Source organism: Terriglobia bacterium (genome assembly GCA_032252755.1).
Lineage (GTDB): Bacteria > Acidobacteriota > Terriglobia > Terriglobales > Acidobacteriaceae > JAVUPY01.
The window spans coordinates 108,446-132,145 of record JAVUPY010000025.1; the positions used below are offsets into that span (position 1 = coordinate 108,446).

At 57.7% G+C, this 23,700-nt stretch carries 15 protein-coding genes; 13 read left to right on the forward strand and 2 right to left on the reverse strand.

What is annotated here, in order from left to right:
• Nucleotides 1–125 precede the first annotated feature (125 nt).
• Nucleotides 126–1,067 (reverse strand): hypothetical protein, encoded by a 942-nt coding sequence (locus ROO76_05810; GenBank protein ID MDT8067666.1) that lies wholly within the window; start codon nt 1,065–1,067, stop codon nt 126–128.
• Nucleotides 1,068–1,315: 248 nt separating this feature from the next.
• On the opposite strand from ROO76_05810, the gene ROO76_05815 reads away from it, so the two are divergent.
• Nucleotides 1,316–3,043: a winged helix-turn-helix domain-containing protein gene (locus ROO76_05815; GenBank protein MDT8067667.1), complete on the forward strand. Its 1,728-nt coding sequence runs from the start codon at nt 1,316–1,318 to the stop codon at nt 3,041–3,043.
• A gap of 19 nt (nt 3,044–3,062) precedes the next feature.
• Here ROO76_05815 and ROO76_05820 read toward each other — a convergent pair whose 3' ends face one another.
• The gene (locus tag ROO76_05820) at nt 3,063–4,277 is read right to left on the reverse strand and encodes an MFS transporter (protein MDT8067668.1); all 1,215 of its coding nucleotides are present in this window, start codon (nt 4,275–4,277) and stop codon (nt 3,063–3,065) included.
• 413 nt (nt 4,278–4,690) lie between these two features.
• Here ROO76_05820 and ROO76_05825 point away from each other — a divergent pair, with 413 nt between their 5' ends.
• The 12 genes from ROO76_05825 (at nt 4,691) to ROO76_05880 (ending at nt 23,694) form a co-directional block, all read left to right on the forward strand.
• Nucleotides 4,691–7,345: a protein kinase gene (locus ROO76_05825; protein ID MDT8067669.1), complete on the forward strand. Its 2,655-nt coding sequence runs from the start codon at nt 4,691–4,693 to the stop codon at nt 7,343–7,345.
• A 239-nt stretch (nt 7,346–7,584) separates the two neighbouring features.
• Nucleotides 7,585–8,289 (forward strand): lipid-binding SYLF domain-containing protein, encoded by a 705-nt coding sequence (locus tag ROO76_05830; protein MDT8067670.1) that lies wholly within the window; start codon nt 7,585–7,587, stop codon nt 8,287–8,289.
• Nucleotides 8,290–8,493: 204 nt separating this feature from the next.
• Complete coding sequence (locus ROO76_05835; protein MDT8067671.1) at nt 8,494–8,826, forward strand: metalloregulator ArsR/SmtB family transcription factor; 333 nt, start codon at nt 8,494–8,496, stop codon at nt 8,824–8,826.
• A 131-nt stretch (nt 8,827–8,957) separates the two neighbouring features.
• Entirely contained in the window at nt 8,958–10,877 is a 1,920-nt protein-coding gene (locus tag ROO76_05840; GenBank protein ID MDT8067672.1) for a proton-conducting transporter membrane subunit, read from the forward strand.
• On the forward strand, nt 10,874–11,812 hold the full coding sequence (locus ROO76_05845) for an NADH-quinone oxidoreductase subunit H (protein MDT8067673.1): 939 nt from the start codon (nt 10,874–10,876) through the stop codon (nt 11,810–11,812). The genes ROO76_05840 and ROO76_05845 overlap by 4 nt, the downstream gene beginning before the upstream one ends.
• Nucleotides 11,813–11,815: 3 nt before the next feature.
• Complete coding sequence (locus ROO76_05850) at nt 11,816–12,478, forward strand: hydrogenase (GenBank protein ID MDT8067674.1); 663 nt, start codon at nt 11,816–11,818, stop codon at nt 12,476–12,478.
• A gap of 4 nt (nt 12,479–12,482) precedes the next feature.
• Nucleotides 12,483–13,940, forward strand: coding sequence for a hydrogenase 4 subunit F (locus tag ROO76_05855; GenBank protein MDT8067675.1), 1,458 nt, complete (start codon nt 12,483–12,485; stop codon nt 13,938–13,940).
• Nucleotides 13,937–15,352 carry an NADH-quinone oxidoreductase subunit C gene (locus ROO76_05860; protein ID MDT8067676.1) on the forward strand — a complete coding sequence of 472 codons (1,416 nt, stop codon included), beginning with the start codon at nt 13,937–13,939 and terminating at the stop codon, nt 15,350–15,352. The genes ROO76_05855 and ROO76_05860 overlap by 4 nt, the downstream gene beginning before the upstream one ends.
• The gene (gene nuoB / locus ROO76_05865; protein ID MDT8067677.1) at nt 15,349–16,131 is read left to right on the forward strand and encodes an NADH-quinone oxidoreductase subunit NuoB; all 783 of its coding nucleotides are present in this window, start codon (nt 15,349–15,351) and stop codon (nt 16,129–16,131) included. Before ROO76_05860 ends, nuoB begins: the two co-directional genes overlap by 4 nt.
• A gap of 181 nt (nt 16,132–16,312) precedes the next feature.
• Complete coding sequence (locus tag ROO76_05870) at nt 16,313–17,695, forward strand: APC family permease (GenBank protein MDT8067678.1); 1,383 nt, start codon at nt 16,313–16,315, stop codon at nt 17,693–17,695.
• A 95-nt stretch (nt 17,696–17,790) separates the two neighbouring features.
• Nucleotides 17,791–20,964, forward strand: coding sequence for a TonB-dependent receptor (locus ROO76_05875; GenBank protein MDT8067679.1), 3,174 nt, complete (start codon nt 17,791–17,793; stop codon nt 20,962–20,964).
• A 111-nt stretch (nt 20,965–21,075) separates the two neighbouring features.
• Nucleotides 21,076–23,694 carry a M1 family aminopeptidase gene (locus tag ROO76_05880; protein ID MDT8067680.1) on the forward strand — a complete coding sequence of 873 codons (2,619 nt, stop codon included), beginning with the start codon at nt 21,076–21,078 and terminating at the stop codon, nt 23,692–23,694.
• The last annotated feature ends 6 nt before the right edge of the window (nt 23,695–23,700 follow it).

The window sequence follows — 23,700 nt, forward strand, 5'->3', positions numbered from 1 at the left end:
CCGTGAAAGTGACACGAGATTCCTGAACGTGACTTCAAGCTTTTATCAGGAATGGATCAGGGGATCGTCCGGTTAAAAACAGCATGGCCGGGAAGTTCCCGGCCATGGTTTCTATCTAGCTCGAGTCAATTAGCTCGCTCCAGAAGGCACGACATTGGAGAGATGTAATCCGTCTTGTACCCATTTGCCAGTTCCAGTTGCAGCGGCATCAGGAAGGCGCCCTTTCCGTTGTCGAAAGTGACCACGGAGTAGAGCATCTTCGCCCCGGCCGGCAACAGGCCCGGTATGTAGAGGTAGCCATTCCCAGTGCAATCGGGATCGACGGTCATCTGTCCCTTGACCGGGATTACACTTGACTGGCTCTCAATACGGTTAAACAGGTTACCGTTGATCTGACCAGCAGTGATGTCAAAGTGCATCATGGCGGCAGTACTGAAAGTTTGGGAACCGGAGTACAGAAGGCTTCCCGTGCAGGTTGCAACGTATTTGCCAACCATTGTCTGCGCGCCACACCGCGGGGCAGGATCAAATGCACGCGTCACCCGTTTGGCGACGAAGACAGATGTAGTGGGAGAATTCGCGGCTGTGTGAACGAAACGAATCTCATTGCCATTGTCCCAAGCTATGAACTTGTCCACCGAGTCGGGCGTCCCGGGTAGGCCTGGGTACTGAATCGTTCCACCACAGCCGAGCACCAGACCGTCGGAAGTCTTTTCCAAGCCAATGGACGCAACCTTTGCTGGACTGATGAACCCAGCAGGATCGGTGCCGGTGCGGTACGGCCCCATTGCCATCCAGGAACGAGTGTCGGCAGTGTAGTCCGGGTAAATCGTAATCATGCCAACGTGACTGCCCGCGAGAAATGCTCCCGTTGCGTGCAGCGGCAAGATGCCGGCGGCGGGATTGGGAGTGGTAGTGAGAGAGTACGGTGGACCCCCAACAAAACTCTGGCCGATACCGCGGAACATGTATGTTCCGGTAATTGTATGAATCGAACATTCCTGCGCAGCTGAGGTCATTGCAAACAGGAACACGGCAGCAAGTACGAAGAAGAGCTTCCTTTTCATAGCATCCTCCACTAGTTGGCAACGTTAGGCGACTGCGTGTCTGCAGCCGTTCCTCCGTTTCACTGCCGGCGCGGGGGATTTCCATTCGCCTCCGCAGTGTCAACGTCGTCGTTATAGCGCGCACGTTCTGCGAATTCCTGACCAGGTTTTCAAGATTCCATCAGGATTTGTTCAGGATTTCCGTTGCATGCATCCGAGGGTTGCGTATCATGGACGCGTAAATTCTTTCGATTCCCGCAGTGGACGCCATGGGACAAGCGGTCCTACATCCTGCTTCTGCGGAAGATTTCTTCGTCGGGGAGTGGCTCGTTCAGCCGAGCCTCGGTGTTCTTACACGCCGGCCATCCTCGACGCACCTCGAGCCTAAAACGATGCAGGTGCTCGTGTGTCTCGCTGCGCATTCAGGGGCGGTCGTCTCAAAAGATGAACTCCTGAGCGCGGTTTGGCCGAATACATTCGTCACCGAACATGTTTTGACGCAGGCCATTTGGCAATTACGGCAGGCCTTCAATGGGACAGAAATCATCCAAACCATCCCGCGCCGCGGATACCGACTTATCGCTACCGTGCGCGCTGCGGCCGCGGAGAGCACGCCCTCGATCGCCGTACTACCGTTGGAGAACCTATCGGCTGACCCGGAACAGGAATATTTCGCTGATGGAATGACCGAAGCTCTCATTTCCGCCCTGGCGCAAATCGGTGCCCTGCGCGTGATCTCGAGGACCTCGGTAATGCGATATAAGCGGATGGGAAAATCGGTTCCGGAGATTGCCACCGAATTAAAGGTCAATCACATTATCGAAGGTTCCGTAATGCGATCCGGCGACCATGTCCGTGTTTCCGTGCAACTGATCGCTGCTGCCAATGACCAGCATCTCTGGGCCAAGGCTTACGATCGTGAACTCCGGGACGTGCTCGCATTACAGGATGAAGTTGCCCGCGCCATCGCAAGTCAAATCCGCGTCACGATCACGCCCGAGGAAGACGCCCGCCTGACACGTCCGCGCCATGTTGAACCAGCGGCGCAGGAGCTTTACCTCAGGGGCCTGTATCTGCAATCGCGCACCACGGAACAGGCTCTCCGGGCGAGCATCGAGAACTTCAAGCAAGCGATTGCAATCGATCCCGCTTATGCCCTGGCGCACATCGCGCTGGCACGGTCCTTCTCGTGGCTATCTCTCGACGTTGTAGCTGCGATTCCGCCCATTGAGGCCGAGAAGACGATCCGTCCCGCGGTCATGCGTGGGCTCGAACTCGACCCCAATCTCCCGGAAGCCCACCAGATGCTGGGGTGGACGAGATTGATTTGCGATTGGGACTGGAAAGGTGCCGAGGAAGCATACAGGCAAGCACTCGCGCTGAATCCAAATTATCCCCTCGGATGGGTTTCACTCTCATGGATACATCTGGTTCACAGAAGGTATGAGGAAGCGATCGCTGCGTTTCGGAAAGCAGCTATCCTGGACCCGCTCGCGCTTTTCCAGCAGGCCCTGTTTGGTTCGACGCTGGCGGTAGTCGGACGGATCGCGGAGTCCATTGAGCAGTTGCAGAAGACAATTCGGCTGGAGCCGAACTATTTCTTCCCGTACAGTTTGATGGGAGGCATTCTCTCCCTTGTCGAACGGCATCAAGAGGCGATCGTCGCCGCCGAAAAAGGAGTTCAATTGTGCGGCGACCCTGTTCCCAGTGCTTATCTCGCATTCGTCTATGCTCGTGCTGGACGCCCCGATGAGGCGCGGCACATCCTGGGAGATCTACTGGAGCTGGCAAAGACTCGTTATGTGCCCCCGAGCCTTGCGTCGGCGATCCTTCTTGCTCTTGGCCAGCACGAGGATGCTTTGGACTACCTCGAAAAATCGCAGCAGCTGCACGAGTCATTCATGTTGCTGATTCATCTCTCACCGCAGTGGAAACCTCTGTACGGCAATCCGCGATTTCAGCAGATCATCCGCAATATGAATTACCCGACCGACTGAAGGAGCAGAGGTGCTCATTTTAAGCCGAGCGGAGTCGAGATTGTGAGATGTGCTGCTTTCCGCGGAAGAGAATGAGAGAGCCCACACCAACTGCCGCTGCCACTGCGAAAAAGCCATACCGCAGGGAGCCCGTTCGGTCGGCAATATAGCCAATCACGGGCGCCGATGCAGCGTCGCCCAAAAGGTGAACCGCAACTGCCTGAATTGCGAACGCTGTAGACCGCAGCTGCGGGCCAACCGACTGCACAATGGCGACTCCCAGAGGAGCGATAGTAATCGTCAGAAAGAAGTGCGCGATGAAGACGGCTGGGAACATAGCCGGCCGAGATATTGAGACAGCCAGAATCGTCAGCGGCACTGCGATCACCATAGCGGCAGCAGGCACTGTGTAATCCGCGTCACGTCGACGTCGTCGTACACGGTCGGTGAGCCAACCGCCGATTAAAGTGGCACCAATGCCATTCACGATTGCAATTGTCGCTATGAATTCCGCTGCGCCAAGTAGCGTAAGCCCGTGAACACTCACTAGAAAATCGGGCATCCAGACTTGGGCGCCACCGAGGGCAAACGTAACCATCGCCAGTCCGAGAGTAGCGGAGACATAAGCGCCGTTGCGTCTGAGCCCGCGAATTGTCCCTTCTTCTAATGTGTATCCGAGGTGGTCCTGGGCGCCTCGTTGCGGTTCCCGCGTCAGGAACAGAAGAACCGCAGCAAGCACGCCGGGAACAGCGACAATATAAAATGGAGCACGCCACCCATAGTAATGGCCGAAGAAACCTCCGATCAGGTAACCTATTGCGGTCCCGGCGGGAGCAGCCGTGAATAGCACTGCCAGCATCCGCCCTCGCCGGTTCTGTGGGAAAAGATCAGCAACATAACCTGGAGCGGCAACCATGCAGGCTTCACCAATCCCCACGATTGCGTGCCGGATGAGCAGTGTCCAGAAATTCCAGGTGGCAGCGGTCAGCAATGTCGCTACACTCCACACGACTGCCCCGACCACGATGATGGGGCGGCGCGGGTAACGGTCGGCTAGAGCCCCCAGCACCGGAGCTGCAACAATGAAACACAGCATGAAAGAGGTCGTGAGCAGCCCGATCTGCATCTTGGAAACGTGGAATTCCGCCTGGATCAGCGGTTGAACCTGGAAGAGAATCGAACGGTCAATGAAGTTTAGAAAATTGAGTATTGTCAACACCGCCAGCGCCGAACCTGGGTGTGCACGGAAATGCATGGCTGTAACGCTCAGGCGGAATATAGCAGTGCGAGAGTCCTCTGCCTAGATGTGACGCATTGTCGTATGAATACTTTGGTGTGAATTACTTCGGCTCTTCATTTGACCATGGTCTAGCGGGCGGTACATTGACGGATTTGTACCAGACAAGGGTTCCTCCGGAATCCCGACGCGGCGCACCAGGTCGTGGAATCTCGGGTCCGAGCTCAAGCGATCCTAAGCTGGACTAGTGGGATGAACAGTCCTTCCCGATCCAATTCCTGCTGCCAAGTGCAACAGTCGAAATCTCCTGCATTGAGCGAGCGGAGCAATTCTCCTTCAACCGGCATCGATTCCTCTGTATCTGGCCGTTTAGGCTCGTCTCCACGCTTTCCTTTCGAGTAGAATTTGTTCACTCTTCTCCGGAGTGGGGATTGGGCCTTTCTAACGGAACTCGACTGGGTCCCTATGAAATCGTGTCGGCACTCGGCGCCGGCGGCATGGGAGAAGTGTATCGCGCAAGCGATACGCGTCTTGATCGCACTGTCGCCATTAAGGTCTTGCCTGCGCACCTATCCGATAACCCCGACGTGAAGCAGCGTTTCGAGCGCGAAGCGCGGACGATCTCTGCGCTTAACCATCCCAACATCTGCACGCTGCACGACATCGGACACGACAGCGGAATCGACTACCTGGTTCTCGAACTCATCGAGGGCGAGTCGCTGGCGCAGCGGATATCGAGGGGACCGTTGCCGGTGAAGGATGTGCTGCGCATAGGCAGTGAGATCGCCGATGCGCTGGATAAGGCGCACCGGGCGGGCATCGTGCACCGCGATCTCAAACCCGGCAACATCATGCTCACAAAAAGCGGCGCCAAGTTGCTCGACTTTGGACTTGCCAAGCCGCAGGCCGGATTGCTGGCAGCCTCGGCAATTCATGGGGCGGTGACACAATCGAGTCCGGTCGGTCCGGCGTCTCCGATCACTGAGCGTGGGACGCTGGTCGGGACCTTTCAATACATGTCGCCGGAGCAGGTGGAGGGGCGCGAGGCGGATGCTCGAAGTGACATTTTCGCCCTGGGCGCAGTGCTATACGAAATGGCGACGGGGAAACGGGCGTTCGACGGCAAGAGCCAGATTTCTGTAGCGTCGGCGATCCTGGAAAAGGATCCGGAGCCGATTTCGGCGGTGCAGCCAATGACGCCGCAGGCGCTTGATCACGTGGTCCGCACGTGCCTCGCCAAAGACCCGGAACAGCGCTACCAAACCGCGCACGATATTGCTCTGAATCTGAGATGGATTTCGCAGAGTAGCTCGCAGGCTGAGATCGCAGCATTTCCGATGAAGAGACGCAGGGCGCTGCGCTGGTTGCCATGGGCGGTCACCGCCGTAGTCGGCATCGCCGCAATGATGCTCGGCTGGTGGCTGCGTCCGCGACAACCCGAACCAGTGCTGCGGGCCATCATCCAGTTGCCGGCTGAGAGCACGGTGGGCGACGGCGATACTTCAGTAGCCTTTTCTCCCGATGGGCGCAGGCTCGCCATCACACTACGGACAGAAGGAAACACGCGCATCTGGTTGCGCTCGCTCGATAGCGGCACGGCGCAAGCACTGAGCGGCACGGATGGCGCCACCTATCCGACATGGTCACCCGACGGGAAATCGATCGCGTTCTTTGCCGATCACAAGATCAAGCGGATCGAAGTCGCCAGCGGAATGGTGCAGGCCATTTGTGCAGCGGACGACGGTCGCGGGCTCGCGTGGGGACCGAACGATACCATTGTCTTTTCCCCGGGTCCGTTCACCGGGTTGTTCACAGTTCCAGCCAGCGGAGGAACGCCCGCGGAACTCACCAAGCCCGCAATCGCTGGTGAAACGCACCGGTTACCGCTTTTTTTACCAGGTGGTAGAAATGTGCTGTTCTTCGATACAAGCGGCGATCGCCAACCCACGCGCGGGTTGAATGTGGTTTCGCTGGCGAGCAAGAAGATTAACCACGTGCTCGACACCAATAGCGGAGCACGTTACGTTGCGCCAGGATACCTGCTTTATGTGAAAGATGGCAGCCTCGTCGCGCAACGCTTCGACGCCGCATCCCTGCAGGCCGTCGGCGAGCCAATCCCATTAGCCGAGCAGGTGCAGTTCGCCCAATTCCGCTGGACGGGCGCCTGGGACGCATCTCCAGATGGCTCCCTGGTATTCGAACAGCAGACCGGAGGCGGCAAGTATCAATGGACCTGGGTCGATTCCCAGGGAAAAGAGTTGAGCAAGATCGGCCAACCGACAAGTCTGGGCCTTCTATCTGCGAACATTTCTCCTGACGACCGGCGGGTTGCAACCTCATACAAGGATGCCATCTGGCTCTACGACCTCGCTAAGGGCGTGCCCACTCGCCTGACGTTCGGCAAAGGAACTCAACTTGATCCCTTGTGGTCACCTGATGGCAAATCCATTCTCTACGAAACCCCGGTCGCTCCTGGGAACTGGACGATTTCCCTGAAGCGAGCGGATGGGGGCGGCGCGGACGAAGTGATTTATAAGGCCAACTTGCAGGTGATTCCGAGCAGTTGGTCCCCCGACGGAAAATTCGTGGCGATGGCCGTCAGCGGTACCACTTCTTCAGGCAAGGACGAGATCTGGATGCTGCCCATGAGTGGCGACCATAAGCCGTTCCCCTTCTTGCAAGGCACCGCACGCCTGTACGATCCACAATTTTCGCCCGACGGTCACTGGCTGCTCTACACCTCCGACGAATCCGGACGTAACCAGAGCTACGTGGTTCCTTTCCCCGGTCGCGGAGGCAAGTGGCAGGTCTCCATCGACGGCTCCGATAATGCCAAGTGGCGGACGAACAACGATATTATTTGCGTCACCGGAGACCGCCTGTTAAGTATACCGGTGAAAGCAACGGGCAATAGCATGGAAATCGGCCAGTCCCAACCGCTATTACAGGCTCAGAACATCCTTAACACCAACGGGGGACTTTTCACTCACGACGGCAAGCGAGCCATCTTGGCAGTCGGAGTTGAAGGTACTGTAGCTCCACAACTCAATCTTGTAACGAACTGGACATCTGCGTTGAAGAAGTAGTGGAACGGAAGGCGAGAGAATGATGCGGGCACGAACCAGGACACTCCCTATCTCATTGCTCGAAAACAGAGAAGGATTGTTGCACTGAGGTGGAGTTACGACAGAACAGCACGTCGGCGCTACCTTTGATACCTTTTACCTCTTGCGATCCTCCTTCTAGACTTGATTTTCTAGCTGGTGAGGATCAACTTGTCTGGAGACACGATCAGCTGCAGCCGGTTATCACGGAGAGGTGACTCATGCGAAACGTAGCAATAGTCCTTTTATTCACATCACTGGTACTGCCTTTGAATGCGCAAAAGAAGGAACAGGAACGCGTGAAGGACGCCGGCGAAGTGCTGACAGAGATCCTGAATATTCCTGACGACATACCGCAAGACCTGCTGGACAAGGCAGAGTGTGTGGTTGTGCTGCCGTCGGTGAAGAAGTTAGCGATCGGCATCGGCGGCAGCTATGGTCGGGGAGTGATGGTGTGTCGCAGCGGGGAGCACTTCACCGGACCTTGGGGCGCTCCGGCGTTCTTCGCGCTAGAGGGCGGTAACATCGGGTTCCAACTGGGAGGGCAAGCAACCGATTTTGTTCTGCTGGTGATGAACCCGCGAGGTGCGCGCTCGCTATTCAAGAGCAAGGTGAAGTTAGGAGCTGATGCCGCGGCCGCAGCGGGACCAAAAGGTCGATCGGCCGAGGCTGCAACGGATGTTGTGATGAAAGCGGAGATACTCTCCTACTCGCGATCCAAGGGACTGTTTGCCGGGGTGTCTCTGGAAGGCTCCACCCTGCGCTCCGACGGTGGAGCGAACCGAAATTTCTATGGCAAAGACTTAAATGCCGAAGACATTCTTGCCAAGCATGAGGTCGGGGTGCCCGGAGCGGCCTCCCAACTTGTGGGCCTGCTGAACAGGAAATCACCCAGGAACAGATCCGATCCGAAATCACTTCAATAGGATCGGTACGGTTTTAGGACCACTCTATTTTGTCTGCCATCGGCTGATATTCAAGACGCTCATCCTGGACGGTGCTGGTCCACTACTTCGGAGCCTAGTACGGTCCCAAACCGGTCGTCGACTCTGCTGAGTGCGCGCTCCGGATTCTCCTAAAGAAAAACATTGACCAGCCAAAGCATTATATGCAAATATTCTAATCTTCAAATGCCAGAACTATCACAATTTACTGCTGAGTTCTTCAAGGCTCTAGCGCATCCAGTGCGGATCAAGATCCTGGATACGCTGCGCCATGGCGAGGTGACGGTAAACGACCTGAGCGCCCGGCTGAAAGTCGAGCAAAGTACGTTGTCTCAACAGCTTGCAGTGCTTCGGAAAAGCAACATTGTGGTGGGTCGCAAGGAAGGGCAGAACGTTTTCTATTCGGTGCAGGATCAGGCAATTTTTCGTTTGCTGGATGATGCCCGGCAGATCTTCAACAACCACCTTATCGATGTCAGGGACCTATTGTCGCAGTTAGCGCCCCTGAGCGAGAAATGATGGATAACTGAGACGGGACAAGGCGGCCAGACGCTGCTTGGGGCTTCGTCAACTGGCCAACTCCCAGCAAATTCCTGATGATGCAGATTGGTTTCGATTTATTCTTGGCAGTCTTGCTTTGTATTCCAGCAGTGACTCTGGTTGCCAGTCTCTGGAAAAAAGCACACATAATTCCTTCGGCGCTGCTGGTGCTTTCTCTGCTTGTTGGCGCGGTTGTTGCTGCTCTGAGCTTCTGGGGTGGATTCGGACTCAGCCTCGACTTATCGTATCTGGCGCCGTTTTCGTTCACCTTGACCGTCGACCGGCTCAGCGCCTTTTTCCTCTTATTGATCTGCGTTGTGGGCGTGGCAACTGCGCTGTTCTCGACTTCCTATATCGAGCGCCACTATGAGGGCATGCGGCGCAATTGGATCTGGATCCTGCTGCCCCTGTTCCTGCTGTCGATGGTGCTGGTGGTTACCGCCTCGACGGCCTTCGCGTTCTTGTTCGGCTGGGAACTGATGACGCTGTTTTCCGCGGGACTGATCGTGGTGGACGGCGACTCGGAGAAGCGGCGCCACAACATTTATGTGTACCTGCTGATGATGCACGCAGGTGCGGCGGCCGTAGTCGCCGCTTTTCTGCTGTTCCTACCGCATGCTGAGGGATTGGACTTTGCGTCCATGCGGGCCAGTGCCGGCAATCTTCCGGTCGGCGTGCGCGCTGCCATGTTCGTCCTTGCCTTTATAGGGTTCGGCACCAAAGCCGGGATTGTGCCGTTGCACGTGTGGTTGCCCAAGGCCCACCCAATCGCGCCCAGTCCGGTATCGGCGCTGATGTCGGGCGTAATGCTAAAGACCGCCATTTACGGGTTCGTCCGCTTTGCCTTCGATTTCCTCGGTGGCGGACCGAGTTGGTGGGGATATCTGGTGCTGGCTGCCGGTGCGCTTTCGGGTGTACTGGGAGTGTTGTACGCGATCGCCGAGCATGATCTGAAACGACTGCTGGCGTATCACAGTGTTGAGAATATCGGGATCATCTATCTCGGACTCGGTTCGGCGCTGGTGTTTACCGCGAATCATGCGCCAGCATGGGCCGCGTTGGCGCTGATGGCCGCGCTGCTGCACACGCTCAATCACGCTTTATTCAAGAGCCTTCTCTTTCTCGGAGCCGGTGCCGTTTCCGATGGAGCCCACACGCTCGATATCGAAGAACTCGGCGGCCTGCTCAAGCGTATGCGCACAACAGGCACGTTGTTCCTTATCGCGTGCTGCTCAATCGTTGGACTACCGTTATTCAACGGCTTTGTAAGTGAGTGGTTGACCTTCCGGGGATTTCTCGCGGGTGCTGCTTTATCGAACGTAAGCGCCTCCATAACTCTGCCGCTGATGACCGGGGTGCTGGCCCTGATCGGCGGGCTCGCCGCTGCCTGTTTCGCGAAAGTGTACGGCGTGGCTTTTCTTGGACGGCCGCGAAGTGCTGAAGCCGAGCAAGCACATGAAGTTCCTATCCCAATGCTTATCGGTATGGCGGTACTTGGCGTGGCTTGCGTAGTAATCGGCGTTGTGCCTGGGATAGTACTGCGCCCACTCAGTGCCGCTGTAACAGGAGTGATGCACGGAGCTGTCGTACCGGCGGAAGCCACATCCATCGCGCGAGTGCTGCCGTGGGTCGCAGTCGGGGCAGTCGGGATCGTATTGCTTCTCGTCGCGATGCGCCGCGTTGCGCGTGTGACCGCCACCTGGGCGTGCGGAATGCCGGGCCTGGATGCTCGCATGCAATACACTTCCACGTCGTTTTCGAAGCCGCTGCGGCGAGTGTTCGCGCAAGTCTACCGTCCCGACCGGAGCATCGAAGTGCTGCCGGCGGACCAACCGTACTTCCCGAATTCGGTTTCGTATCGCTCGGTGAGAACTACGTCGTTTGAGAAATATCTCTATCGCCCCGGGGTGGACGCTATTGTCTCCGTGTCGCACCGGCTGCGACGCCTGCAGACGGGGAACATCCAGGTTTACCTGCTTTACATGTTCCTGGCGCTGGTGGCCCTGCTCGTTTTCATGAGGTTCGCATGACAGCCGCGATCGACTTATTTCAAGTCCTGCTATTGATTGCTGTGGCGCCGCTCATACGCGGAGTGATCGCGCGCATCAAGGCGCGAATCCAAAACCGGCACGGGGCCAGCGTGTGGCGTCCATATGCCGACTTGTGGAAGCTGCTTCACAAAGAGGATCTGGTACCGCCCTCAGCCTCCACTGTGTTTCGCCTGGCACCTATCGTGCTCTTCGCGGTGACGGCCGTGGCTGCGGCATTCGTGCCGGTACTGCGGGACTCGGCGTTGCTCGGAGTCACCGGCGATTTCATTCTGCTGGTGTATCTGCTGGCCTTGGGACGTTTTTTCCTGATGCTTGGCGCCATGGACGGTGGCAGTGCGTTTGGTGGCATGGGCGCCAGCCGTGAGGCGTTGGTCTCCACGCTTGCCGAGGCGCCGCTGCTGCTCGGGTTGCTGTCCGTGGCGATTGCCGCGCACACGGCCAGCATTGCGGGTATCGTGCATTGGACATTGGGGCAGGACTTTAGCCGCGTGTCCGCCATTCACGCGCTGGCATTTGCCGCATTAGCGCTGGTCGCGATCGCAGAAACAGGCCGTATCCCCGTTGATAACCCGACGACTCACCTTGAACTCACGATGATTCACGAGGCCATGGTGCTGGAATATTCCGGGCCGAGCCTCGCCCTTATCGAGTGGGCCAGCGCCATCAAGCTAACGGTAGTACTGGCGCTGCTGATTGCGCTATTCGCGCCGTGGGGGATGGCGACGACCTTTTCCGTTTTGTCAGTTTCGATCGCATTGTTCGCGCTGCTGGCGAAGGTCGCTGTTCTTGCTGTCGGCATTGCGGTAATCGAGAGCAGCGTGGCGAAGCTGCGAATGTACCTGGTTCCGGATTTCCTGGGGGTCGCGACGGCGCTGGCGATCCTCGCGGTAGTGTTTACGGCGGTGATGAGGTGAGGTATGGGATTGTTTGAAGTGGCGGCGACCAAGGCGTTGGCATCCTCTGCCGTCTTTCTGTTCATAACGGTGCTGCTGATGGCGGCGGCCAAGCGGATTTCGACTTGCATTGTGCTGTTCAGTGCGCAATGCGCGGTGATGACGGCGCAAATTCTCGCCACCGCATGGGTCTACCATTCCGCCGAGGCGTACGCGGTGGCGGCCCTGGTGTTCGCCGTAAAAGTGGTGGCCATTCCGTATGTGCTTTTCCGTATCGTGGACGCCTTAAAGACAGTACGAGAGGTCCAAGCATCCACCACGCCAGCGCAGTCGGTATATATCGCCTGCGCCTTGATTCTGCTCTCATTCTTTGCGGTTGCGCCGTACGTGCGCGCACTGCGCCTGGATGAGGACATGCTTGCAGCCGCAGTCGCCCTGGTGCTCACCGGCGCGTTTCTCATGGTCAGCCGCAGGAAGGCGGTCATGCAGGTGGTTGGGTTGCTGGTGCTGGAGAACGGCATCTTCCTGGCTGCGCTCACCACTACCTTCGGCATGCCGCTGGTGATCGAAATCGGTATCTTCTTCGACCTTCTGATGGGCGTGTTCCTCATGGGGCTGTTCGTGTTTCGGATTCGCGACACTTTCGAGCACTTGGACGTTTCCAAGCTGCGTAAGTTGAGAGGCTGAGGCGATGGTACTGATTTTCCCGTTGCTGGTTCCGATCGTCGCCGCGTGCGTCATGTTCTGGTGCAGAAAGCCGGTCGTGGCAAATGTGATGGCGATGGTGTTCGGAGGCTTGGAGTTGATCGCCATCGGTAATGCAGTATGGGCGACTCATCGTGCAGGAACGATCACTGCGGGTCACTACTTGCGCGCTGACGGGCTGACATCTTTCTTCCTGATAAATCTTGGCCTCATCTTCGCGCTGGTGCTGGCCTACTCGGTCGGTTATCTGCGCCACATCCCAGAAGGACGGTTTTCTTCGCCTCGCTGGTTTTATGGCCTGGTGTTCCTGTTCCTGTTCACGATGATGGCTGTGTACCTCTCCGCGAATCTGGGGATGATGTGGATCTTCGTCGAGGCCACAACATTGGCGTCCGCGCTGCTGGTCGGCTTCTACAACACCGAAGGGGCGGTGGAGGCCGGCTGGAAATACCTGATCCTGTGCACGGTCGGCATTGCTTTTGCACTGTTCGGAACCATTGCGCTGTACCTGGCTGCGGTACGCAGCGGTGTAAATCCAGAATCGGCTCTGGACTGGGCTACGCTGATGAGCGCCGCTCCCGGATTTAGTGGCGTCCAGGAAGTACTGAAACTCGCCTTTGTCTTTGTGGCCGTCGGGTACGGAACCAAGATCGGGTTCGTACCGATGCACAGTTGGCTGCCCGACGCGCACGCGGAAGCGCCCTCGCCAATCAGCGCTCTACTATCGGCCGTACTGCTGAACTGCGCTCTTTACGCCCTGCTGCGCTTCGAAGCCATCACCTCGCTCGCCATGGGCCACGGTTTCAGCCGTACCCTGCTGCTGATCTTCGGCGGACTTTCCGTCACGGTTGCGGCGTTACTCATGGTTGTGCAGAGGAACCTGAAGCGTCTGCTGGCCTACAGCAGCATCGAGCACATGGGGATCGTGGCGATCGGCGTCGGACTGGGTGGCCCCCTGGGTCTGTATGGCGCGCTGTTGCACGCGTTCAATCACTCAATTGCCAAAACACTCTTATTCTTCAGCGCCGGCAGCGTGCGCGAGAACTTCGGCACATTGCAGATGGATCGTATCCGCGGCATGGCTCGCGCGTTGCCCTGGACCAGTACGGCTCTGGTGATCGGCAGCATCGCCATTGTCGGCTTGCCGCCCTTCGGGTTGTTCGTCAGCGAATTCGTGATACTGACGGAAGCTTTCGCGGAAGCGCGCTTTATGATCGCGATCATCCTTCTCGTAGCACTGTCCATAGTGTTCGGAGCGCTGCTTTATCACTTTCAGCGCATGCTGGCAGGCGAGGCGGAAAGAAGTATTGCCGGCCCTCGAATGTTGATCTCGGATTTCGGTGTCATGGGTATTTGCGCAGGCTGCCTGCTGGTGCTGGGCGTCCGCATCCCCACAGCCTTAACGCATTTGCTCCAAAGCGCCACGACGGTCTTGCACCCATGAATCCGACAGCTACCCAAGTCGCTAAGGAAGTCACTGTTCAGGAAGTTCTCACGGTGCTACGTACCGACAACGCTCGCCTGGTTTCGATCTTCGGCAGCATCGGTGACGACGGCACGCGCCGGGCAAATTACATCATCGAGTCAGACAGCCGCGAGTACCGCGTGCTCACGTGCCGTGCCGACGGTTCGATACCTTCGGCAACGCCGATCACGCCGGGGGCTGCCTGGTACGAGCGCGAATTGCACGAGCAGTACGGTATCGCGATCGAAGGCCACCCCGATCTGCGGCCGTTGTTTGCTCATCCTGCGGACTATCCATTCCTTCAAGTCCAGGGTGAAGGCGTTTGTGAAGTGCCGGTCGGACCCGTGCACGCGGGAATCATCGAGCCGGGACATTTCCGCTTCAGCGTTGTGGGCGATACCGTTCTGCATCTCGAACTGCGCCACTTCTACACGCATAAAGGAACAGAGAAGCTGTTCGAAGGCACCTCGGTGCGAAATGGTCCGATCATCGCCGAGTCGGTTTCCGGCGATCATTGTTTCTCGCATGCCGTGGCCTATTGCCAAGCGGTGGAGAACGCGATCGGTATTAGCGTTCCTGTCCGCGCCGAGGCCATTCGTCTTGTAGGCCTGGAACTGGAACGTATGGTGGCCCACATCGCCGACGTGGGGGCGCTCTGCCGTGATGTAGGCTTCACCGTACCCGCTGCCTACACCGCACGGATCAAGGAATCGCTATTGCAGAGTTCTGTGCGGATAGTGGGAACCCGCTTCTGGCGTGGAGTCGCAATACCGGGAGGGGTTCGCTGCGATATTTCCGACGCTGGCGCACATGAACTCCGCCGCACCGTTGCCACCGCCGCGGGCGATTTCGCGGAACTCGCGCGCATCATTCTCGAAACGCCCTCGGTGCAGAACCGCTTCGAGTCCACCGGTGTCTTGAAGGAGGAAGATGCGCGTGCCTTGGGAGTGGTGGGTCTAATAGCGCGGGCCAGCAACGTGAAACTGGACGTCCGCCGCGATCATCCCTATGGCCGCTATCGCGATGTGCAAGTCGAAGCGCCGCGGTTCCATTACGGCGACGTGCTGGCGCGTGCGCGCATGCGCATTGAAGAGACCGCCATTTCGGCGCGCCTGATACAGGACACGCTGGCCACACTGCCGTCGAGCACGCTCGCGGCTGCGCTTCCGGCAGATGCGAGCGGAAAGGGCTTCTCTGCCGTGGAATCGCCGAGGGGAGAGCTTCTCTACTGGATCGGCGTGCGCGATGGAAGCATAATGCGCTGCCACATCAAATCGCCATCCTTCCAGAACTGGCCCGCCTTGCCGCTGGCGATGCCCGGCAACATCATTGCCGATTTTCCCCTGATCAATAAGAGCTTCAATCTTTCCTATTCCGGGTGCGACCGATGATTTTCGACGTTGTGAAACGCAGTTTGCAGAGTCCGAACGTGTTGATTCCGGTCGAACATCTACTGGGCGATTGCCGCGGTAGCCGTCTGCCGGACGTGCATGCGGCCATGCTGACCAACGCCATTGCAGAACGCGTGGTCGCGGCCTGTCCAACCTCCGCACTGAGCTACAGAGATAGGAAGCTGAGCCTCAACTATGGCGACTGTATTGGCTGCGGACGCTGTATTGAAGCCGGTGAGGGGGCGCTTTGTGCCGCGGAAAAACTCACCTGTTGCGGGGTTTCCAAGCAGGGCCTGGTGCGAACATGGAACATCGAAGATGGTGTTGAACTGCTTGCGGATGAAGCCGTATTGACCGCCGCTGCCGCCGAAATTCGTAGCATTGTCGGACGGGCGCTGAATATCCGCGAAGTAGATGCTGGTTCCTGCAATGGTTGCGAAGGCGAAATCATCGCACTCACGAATCCCTACTACGACTTGGAGCGCTTCGGGATCCATTTCGTCGCTTCCCCGAAACACGCGGACCTGCTGTTGGTAACGGGACCCGTTACGAAGAACATGTCCGAAGCCGTCCGGCAAACGTACGAGGCGACGCCCTCGCCCAAACTGGTCGTTGCTGTCGGCGCGTGCGGTTGCACCGGAGGTATCTTTGCCGGCAGCGATTCGGTGGTCGGCGGCGTTGAGAAGGTTATTCCCGTAGACGCCTACATTCCGGGTTGTCCGCCGACTCCTGCCATGCTCCTTTCAGGTATTTTGCAGGCGTTACGCCATGGCTCATGAACGATACTGCTGTGTGCGACGAAGCTAGTTGATTGCACTGGACGCACCGCAAGATTTCACTGATGATTACGGGCAACGGTTGACGTCGGTTTGGACAACTGCTGTTTTCCACGCTGCGGGCGCGTCTTTACTCTGAGCAGTCGAACTGCAATAAGAATGTTATCGAGAGGACATCTCTCCTATGTCCGCCGGTACCACCACATCGCCTGCCAGATTACGCCGCACCCTGAAGCTGTGGAACCTGATCATCATTGGAATCATCATCATCCAGCCCACCGCTCCGATGGGAATATATGGCGTGGTCAGCAACAAAGGCCACGGCCACGTTGTTTCGGCGATCCTCATCGCCATGGTCGCCATGTTGTTCACGGCTATCAGCTACGGAAGGATGGCGCGCATTTATCCCAGCGCCGGTTCCGCATATACATATGTCGGACAGGAAGTCTCGCCTGCAATGGGATATCTGACCGGATGGAGCATGGTGATGGATTACGTGCTCAATCCCCTCATCTGCGTGGCGTTTTGCGCTAAAGCGGCGATGAATATTGTCCCGGGAATATCGTTTTATTTGTGGGCAATATTCTTCGCGATTCTTTTTTCCGCTTTCAACCTGTTCGGAATCAAGACTTCGGCCCGTCTGAACGAATGGTTGTGCGCCGTGATGGTTGCGGTCGTGGTCGTCTTTATAGGCGCGGTCGTGAAATACGTCATAGCCATGCCGGGCCGCGCTCCAGGGTTCTTTACTCACCCGTTTTATAATCCGGAGACCTTCAATCAGGGTGGCCTATTTCGTGCGACGTCCGTCGCGGTGCTGACCTACATTGGCTTTGACGGAATCTCAACGCTTTCGGAAGAAGCTGAAAATCCCGAACGCAACATCCTGTACGCCACCGTGCTGGTTTGCCTGATTACGGGGATACTCTCCGGAATTGAAGTCTATGGGGCACAACTTGTGTGGGGATCGAAACTGTTTCCTTCGGACACAGTTGAATCTGCGTTTGCGACGATCTCCGGCGTGGCGGGTGGCCGATGGTTATTTCAAACCATCAATTTCATTCTCCTGATCGCAAATATTGGTTCCGGAATGGGCTCGCAATTGGCAGCCGCCCGGTTGCTCTATGGCATGGGTCGTGGCGACGCGCTACCGAAGAAGTTTTTCGGAGTCATCGAACCAAAACGACGCATCCCACGCAACAACGTTCTCGCCGTCGGTGCATTCGCGTTGCTTGGAGCCATCGCGCTGGAAGCTCTTTCGACTAGACTCGGCGGCGGCGCCTACGAGATCGGAGCCCAACTACTGAATTTTGGCGCGTTCATTGCCTTCATGGGAGTAAACCTTTCGTCGTTCGTCCACTACTGCATGCGAGGGCGCCAGTGGACGATGTCGCAGGTTGCTCCTCCCGTGCTCGGATTCGTCATCTGCTTCTTCATTTGGCTGAACCTGTCGAACGCCGCAAAGATCGTTGGAGCCAGTTGGGTCGTTGTCGGAATGTTGTATGGTGCCTATCGGACCAGAGGGTTTAAGAAGGACCTCGTCAATTTCGATATCCCAGCGGAGGAGTGACCTGCTGTTGATGTCCAGTCACCAACGAGAGACTCAGATCAGAAGAGGGCAAAAACCCTTTGACGAACCCATTCCGCTAAGTTGACACTGCGTTCATGCCGATGTCGTTTCGTGGGGTTGCTCAAATTCGCGCGGTTGCATTTTTTGTATCCATCTTTATCACAATTCACGCACTCGGACAGGCGACCGGCACTCTGCGCGGCAAGGTATCAGATACGCGCGGCCGTACAGTCGACGGTGCCCGGGTGCTGCTCTATGTCGGGAATCGCGCCGAGGTGAAGGCAACCGCGGTGAGCGATCAGCTTGGGCACTTCGAATTCGTCGATCTTGCACCTGCGAGCGACTATCGGTTACGCGTTACGCACACTGGGTACGTCAACATTGAAGCTGCGGGCATTTCGCTGCGGCCCGCGGAGACCAAGCAGCTGCAGATCACGCTGGACTCGCGGCGCGCGCTTAAAAATGCGGTGACTGAGATTAAGGGCTTCGGCGTGGAAGAGCAAGTGCGCACGTTGCCAGTACGCGGGCAGGCATCCGGCAGTCTCGAGACACTGACCCCTGGGGCCGGCGCAACCGGGGGAACATTTGGATCGTTTCCTATTAACGGCAGCCGTGCGCAGTACAACACCTACATAGTAAGCGGTACGAATAATCTCGACCCGTTTCGTAATGCGGAGGCCATCGGGCAGGGTGGCGCGTTTGGTGCCCCAGCAGTTCTGCTGCCGCTCGATGCCATCCAGGAAATTGAAGTGCGAACCAACACCGGCGCTGAGTATGGCCCATCAGGAGCCGCGGTGCTGACGACGATTAAGGCCGGTGGGCCGCAACTGCACGGGTCGATGTTCGAGTTCTTCGATAACGACAAGTTAGCCGCGAACAATTTCTACAACAATGCCTTTGGACGCCCGCGTCCCGAATTTCGGAACAACCAGTTCGGATTCACCGTTGGCGGCCCCCTGCCGTTTCACAACCATTTCTTCAGTTCCTATGAAGGGCAGCACGAGCGCGTCGGCGTGACGTTTGCATCTCGATTCCCCACGCAGGGCGAAATTGCCACAGCAACATCGCTCGTCGAGGGAAGTGGCCGTTCGGTGAACGCCCTGGCCGCGCCCATTCTCGCGCTCTATCCATCTTCGCTCGGCGAGGGCCAGCTCAGCTTTTCTGATCTCGGGCGTAGCGACGGCAACACGCTCACACTGAAACTGGATCATGGCAAGAGCGCTGATAACAATATCTCGGGGACATACGCTGTCGGCGCGAACCGCCAGAGTTTTCCCCAGGGGCATTTCGGGTTGGGTGGAGGATCGCGGCTTCCGGCTTACGCTTCGCAATCGCACACAGTGGTGCAGTTGTTTGCTGCCGGGTGGCAACGAGCGCTGTCACCTCAGTTGCTCAACTCTGCCCGGGTCGGTTACTCGCGTTACTACGAGACAACATTTCCTGGAGACGAGAGCTTCGACGCAACAACGATCGGCCTGAACACTGGGGTTAGCTCGACCCGCGATTTCGGCTTGCCGGAAATCGATATTGCGCCCGGCGAATACGAAAATATTGGCGCTCCGCTCTCGCTGCCGCGAGGTCGCGCCAGCAACGTCTACGACTTCTCAGATGGTATCTCCTGGAATCGCGGCACGCACCAATGGAAGTTCGGCGGCGACTTCACATTGCTCCAGGAGAATGCGTTCACCGACACCGGCATGCGCGGACGCCTGGTGTTCGATGGCTCGCAACTCGGAGACCAACTCACGAGCGACTTCGCCATTGCCAGTCTGGTTGACCTGCTTGCTGGCCTCCCTGCTCCCGGCGTAACTACCATCGCGCGTGGCGACTCGCAGCGCTATGTGCGCGAGCATCGGTGGGCCGCATACATCGAAGACGGCTGGCAGCTTCGGCCGGCACTGAAGGTCACTCTTGGACTTCACTACGATCAGTTCTCGGTGCCCAGGGAGAAGCAGGGCAGGCTGAGTAATTTCGTTCCCGGCTCAGGGTTGCTGTTGGTCGGCTCTCCTGGACTTGCGCACGAATATCAGCCGAACTACGGCGACTTCGCGCCCCGAGCCGCGTTTTCGCTCGGATTAGGCGGCTCTCGCACCCTGAGCGGCGGTTGGGGAATGTATTTCAACCCTCATTCGTTTGACGAATTGATGGACAACAGCGGTAACTCAAATTCTATTCTTGCCGGGCCGATATTCAATCCTATCGGTTCCAGTGCAATCTTCACGATTACGCCGCCGGCGCCCGTGCCGTTTGGCAGTGGTATTCAGATATTTGGGCCGGCAACTCCACAGCCGCCATTCGATGTTTTCGCTGTGAGCACCCATCTTCCCGATCCCCGCTACCAGGATTTTAATCTCGCGTTGGAACAGCGACTTGGAGCGCAATCTTTCCGCATCGCATATTACGGCACGCGGGGGACGAATTTGCCCGTGGTCATCGACATCAATCAGTCAACCCCCGGCAGTTCCGATCCGGTCAGTGAACAGTCTCGCCGGCCGTTTGCGGCTTCGTTTTCCGAGTTTCGGGTGATCAACACGCTTTCGGACATCGCGCAGTCGAACTACAACAGTCTGCAAGTCTCCGCCCAGCGCTCGGCAGCCAACGTAACATTTCGTGCCAGCTATACGTTCTCCAAATCGCTGGATGATGCGTCCGGTGCTGGCGGATTCCACGGCGGGCCGCCACAGGACAGCCGCAACCTGCGCATGGACTATGGACGCTCGGATTTCGACATTCGCCATCGCTTTACGGTTTCTTATGCCTGGCGCGTACCGTCGCCGACAGGTGTTCCCGGCTGGCTGCACGCTCTCACGTCCAACTGGCAACTGAACGGCATTACGACGCTGCAGACCGGCGGTCCGATCAACATCACTCTGCCTTTCGATAATTCCGGGACCGGCGAATTTCGCGACCGCCCGAATCTGGTCGGCAATCCTCACGTGCCGTTCGATCCCCTGGGGCCCTATCTGAATCCGGCAGCCTTCGCGCAGCCGGTGCCTGGAACTTACGGCAATCTGGGGCGAAACGCTTTCAGCGGACCGGGGCTGAACGACTTCGATATGTCGTTCGTCAAGTCCCAGCAACTGCATGGTGACTGGTGGTTGCGGCTGCGAGCCGAATTTTTCAACATATGGAACCACCCGAACTTTGCCAACCCGTCGACGACTTACGGTTCGGGATTCCGTTTGACCAGCACGCCGGACTCGTTCAACCCATATTTCGGCAACGGCAGCCCTCGGAACATTCAACTGGTTGCGGAGTTCGAGTTCTGAGCCGGTAGGACACAGTTCCGAGAAGACACTCCGCCAGCCGAACCGCAAGGACTCGTGCGCGCCCGTGGCGTGCCTCTTCGCTTTTGCGTCCACGGGGGATGAAGATGTTTAATGCTTCTGTCGATGATTCGCTACCTGCTGGTATTCCTCCTCTTCGCTTCCGCCGCCCTCGCGCAAGTCCCCGAGGGCATTCCGCGTCAGCTCGCCCGCGAGCGCGCTGCCAACGTCAGCGACGTGCATTACAAGCTCTCTTTATCTCTCGCGCCACACGCCACCGACGTTCCGGGATCTGTCGAGATTACGTTCACGCTGAAGCAGCCGGGCGAAACGCTACTCGATTATCGCGACGGTGTAGTGAAGAACGTTGTGATTAATGGTCAGAGGCGCGACTCGAAGGTTGATAACGGGCATATTGTTCTTCCCACCGTGTCAGTGCATGCGGGCCAGAACACTGTAGAAATCGAGTTTACGTCGCACGCGGGACCGGCGGGCAAGCCGATCATCCAGTACGAAGACAAAGACGACGGCTCCGAGTACGTGTACACGCTGTTCGTACCGATGGACGCGAGCATGGCCTTTCCATGTTTTGACCAGCCAGACATCAAGGGAAGGTTCCAGCTCAATATTTCTGTGGCGCCCCAGTGGACTGTGATATCGAACACCGCTGTCCAGAGCGTAGATAGAGCGAGGGGCGTAGCGCCCGTTCCTGCTGTCGGTCCTCCACTGACAGCGTTTCACTTCGGCGAAACGCTGCCGCTGCCAACCTATCTTGTCGCCTTTGCCGCCGGGCCGTTTCGGAAGATCGAGCACGCGGGCGAACCAACGGTTTATTTCCGGAAATCCGAGTTGGCGCGAGCCCAGCAGGAAGTCCCCGAGTTGCAGGAGATCACGGCAAAGGGGATCAAGTTTCTCTCCGACTATTTCGCGCAGCCGTTTCCATTTCCAAAGTACGACCTCGTGCTCATCCCTGGCATGGCATACGGCGGAATGGAGCACGCGGGAGCAACGTTTTTGCGCGAGGAGTCGGTGTTGTTCCGCACCGCGACGACACATTCCGACATCTTGGGCCGGGACATTTTGACGCTGCATGAGCTGACGCACCAGTGGTTTGGCGACCTGGTGACAATGCGCTGGTTCGACGACCTGTGGCTGAAAGAAGGGTTTGCGCAATTCATGGCGTATCGCGCATTGTCGTCCCTGCGGCCGGAGGACACCGTCTGGAAGCGTTTCTACGAGACGATCAAGCCGGGAGCATACGGCATCGATCAGACGCTCGGGACGACGCCGATCTACCAGGATATCGGCAACCTGAATGTCGCGAAGTCCGCCTATGGAGCGATTGTCTATTCGAAGGCTCCCGGCGTTCTGAAACAGCTCTGGTACGTGCTCGGCGACGAGCACTTCCGGGATGGTTTGCGGGCGTATCTGAAAGAACACGCTTATTCCAATGCCGAGTGGAGCGACCTGGTCCACGCTTTCGAGCAGGCTTCCGGCCGATTGCTGGGGAACTGGGCCGATACATGGATCCGAAAGCGCGGCATGCCTGAAGTCGATGTTGCCTGGTCTTGCAGAGACGGCAGGGTGCAAAGCCTCACGGTAACGCAGCACGATGTCCTGAACGAGGGAGTCGTGTGGCCGATTGCCATCGAAGCCGGGCTTCATTATCCAGACGGTTCTGAGTGGACCACGGGTCTGGAAATCGAGAAGGCGGCCGCGAAAATTGAGCGGCCCTTTGCGGACGGCCAGCGACCCTGTCCCGCGTGGGTATTCGCCAACGAAAATGATTACGCCTACGGGCGCTTCCTGCTCGACGAAAAGAGCAAGGAATATGTGATGGCGCACCTGGGACAGATGTCTGATCCCTTCGAGCGCGCGCTCTTGTGGGGATCGCTGTGGGAGTCGGTGCAGGTGGCAGACCTCGATCCGCGACGCTATATCGAGCTCGCCACCCGGCTGCTACCTAAGGAAAAAGATGAAATGATCCTGGCGCAGACTGTCGGGCGAACCGCCGGGGCGCTGCACCGGTACGTGTCGGAGGCAGACCGGCATCTCCTGACGCCTCCGCTGGACCAGATCGCCGCCACGCACATGCAGCAGGAAGCAGACCGCAACCTGCGTATCGTCTGGTTCCGCGGCTTCCGGGCTCTGACGGAAAGTGCGGAGTCGCGGGAGAGACTAAAGGCGTTGCTCAACGGATCAGCGCTCATCCCCGGTATTACCCTGCGGCCGCTGGATCGCTGGAACATGGTCACGACGCTGGTCGCGCTCGACGATCCCGATGCCGATAAGATCCTGGCGCTCGAGAAACAGCTTGATCACACAACCGACGGCCAGAAGTACGCCTACATGGCTGGAGCCGCGCGTCCCGACGCAGCGACGAAGAAGAGATATTTTGACGATTATTTAGACAACCCCGAACGTCCGGAAGACTGGGTGCAGACCTCGCTGGGGGCGTTCAATTATTGGAACCAGTCGGCCGTGACCCAGCCGTATCTCGAGCCGGCATTGCAGGCATTGCCGCAGGTGAAACGCGATCGAAAAATCTTCTTTCTCGTCGCGTGGCTGGATGCGTTCATCGGTGGGCAGCAGAGCGCGAATTCCGACGAGATTGTGCACCACTATCTCGACACGGCGCAGATCGAGCCCGACACTCGGCTAAAGATATTGCAGGCGGTGGACGAGTTGGACCGGACCGTGAAGATTCGGAAGAAGTATGCCGGTGCCCACTGAGCGGAT

What these genes read in the sequence shown, in the direction of transcription:
- ROO76_05810 (MDT8067666.1), bottom strand. Translation starts at nt 1,067, where the DNA reads ATGAAAAGGAAGCTCTTCTTCGTACTTGCTGCCGTGTTCCTGTTTGCA.
- ROO76_05815 (MDT8067667.1), top strand. Translation starts at nt 1,316, where the DNA reads ATGGGACAAGCGGTCCTACATCCTGCTTCTGCGGAAGATTTCTTCGTC.
- ROO76_05820 (MDT8067668.1), bottom strand. Translation starts at nt 4,277, where the DNA reads ATGCATTTCCGTGCACACCCAGGTTCGGCGCTGGCGGTGTTGACAATA.
- ROO76_05830 (MDT8067670.1), top strand. Translation starts at nt 7,585, where the DNA reads ATGCGAAACGTAGCAATAGTCCTTTTATTCACATCACTGGTACTGCCT.
- ROO76_05835 (MDT8067671.1), top strand. Translation starts at nt 8,494, where the DNA reads ATGCCAGAACTATCACAATTTACTGCTGAGTTCTTCAAGGCTCTAGCG.
- ROO76_05845 (MDT8067673.1), top strand. Translation starts at nt 10,874, where the DNA reads ATGACAGCCGCGATCGACTTATTTCAAGTCCTGCTATTGATTGCTGTG.
- ROO76_05850 (MDT8067674.1), top strand. Translation starts at nt 11,816, where the DNA reads ATGGGATTGTTTGAAGTGGCGGCGACCAAGGCGTTGGCATCCTCTGCC.
- ROO76_05855 (MDT8067675.1), top strand. Translation starts at nt 12,483, where the DNA reads ATGGTACTGATTTTCCCGTTGCTGGTTCCGATCGTCGCCGCGTGCGTC.
- ROO76_05860 (MDT8067676.1), top strand. Translation starts at nt 13,937, where the DNA reads ATGAATCCGACAGCTACCCAAGTCGCTAAGGAAGTCACTGTTCAGGAA.
- nuoB (MDT8067677.1), top strand. Translation starts at nt 15,349, where the DNA reads ATGATTTTCGACGTTGTGAAACGCAGTTTGCAGAGTCCGAACGTGTTG.
- ROO76_05870 (MDT8067678.1), top strand. Translation starts at nt 16,313, where the DNA reads ATGTCCGCCGGTACCACCACATCGCCTGCCAGATTACGCCGCACCCTG.
- ROO76_05875 (MDT8067679.1), top strand. Translation starts at nt 17,791, where the DNA reads ATGCCGATGTCGTTTCGTGGGGTTGCTCAAATTCGCGCGGTTGCATTT.
- ROO76_05880 (MDT8067680.1), top strand. Translation starts at nt 21,076, where the DNA reads ATGCTTCTGTCGATGATTCGCTACCTGCTGGTATTCCTCCTCTTCGCT.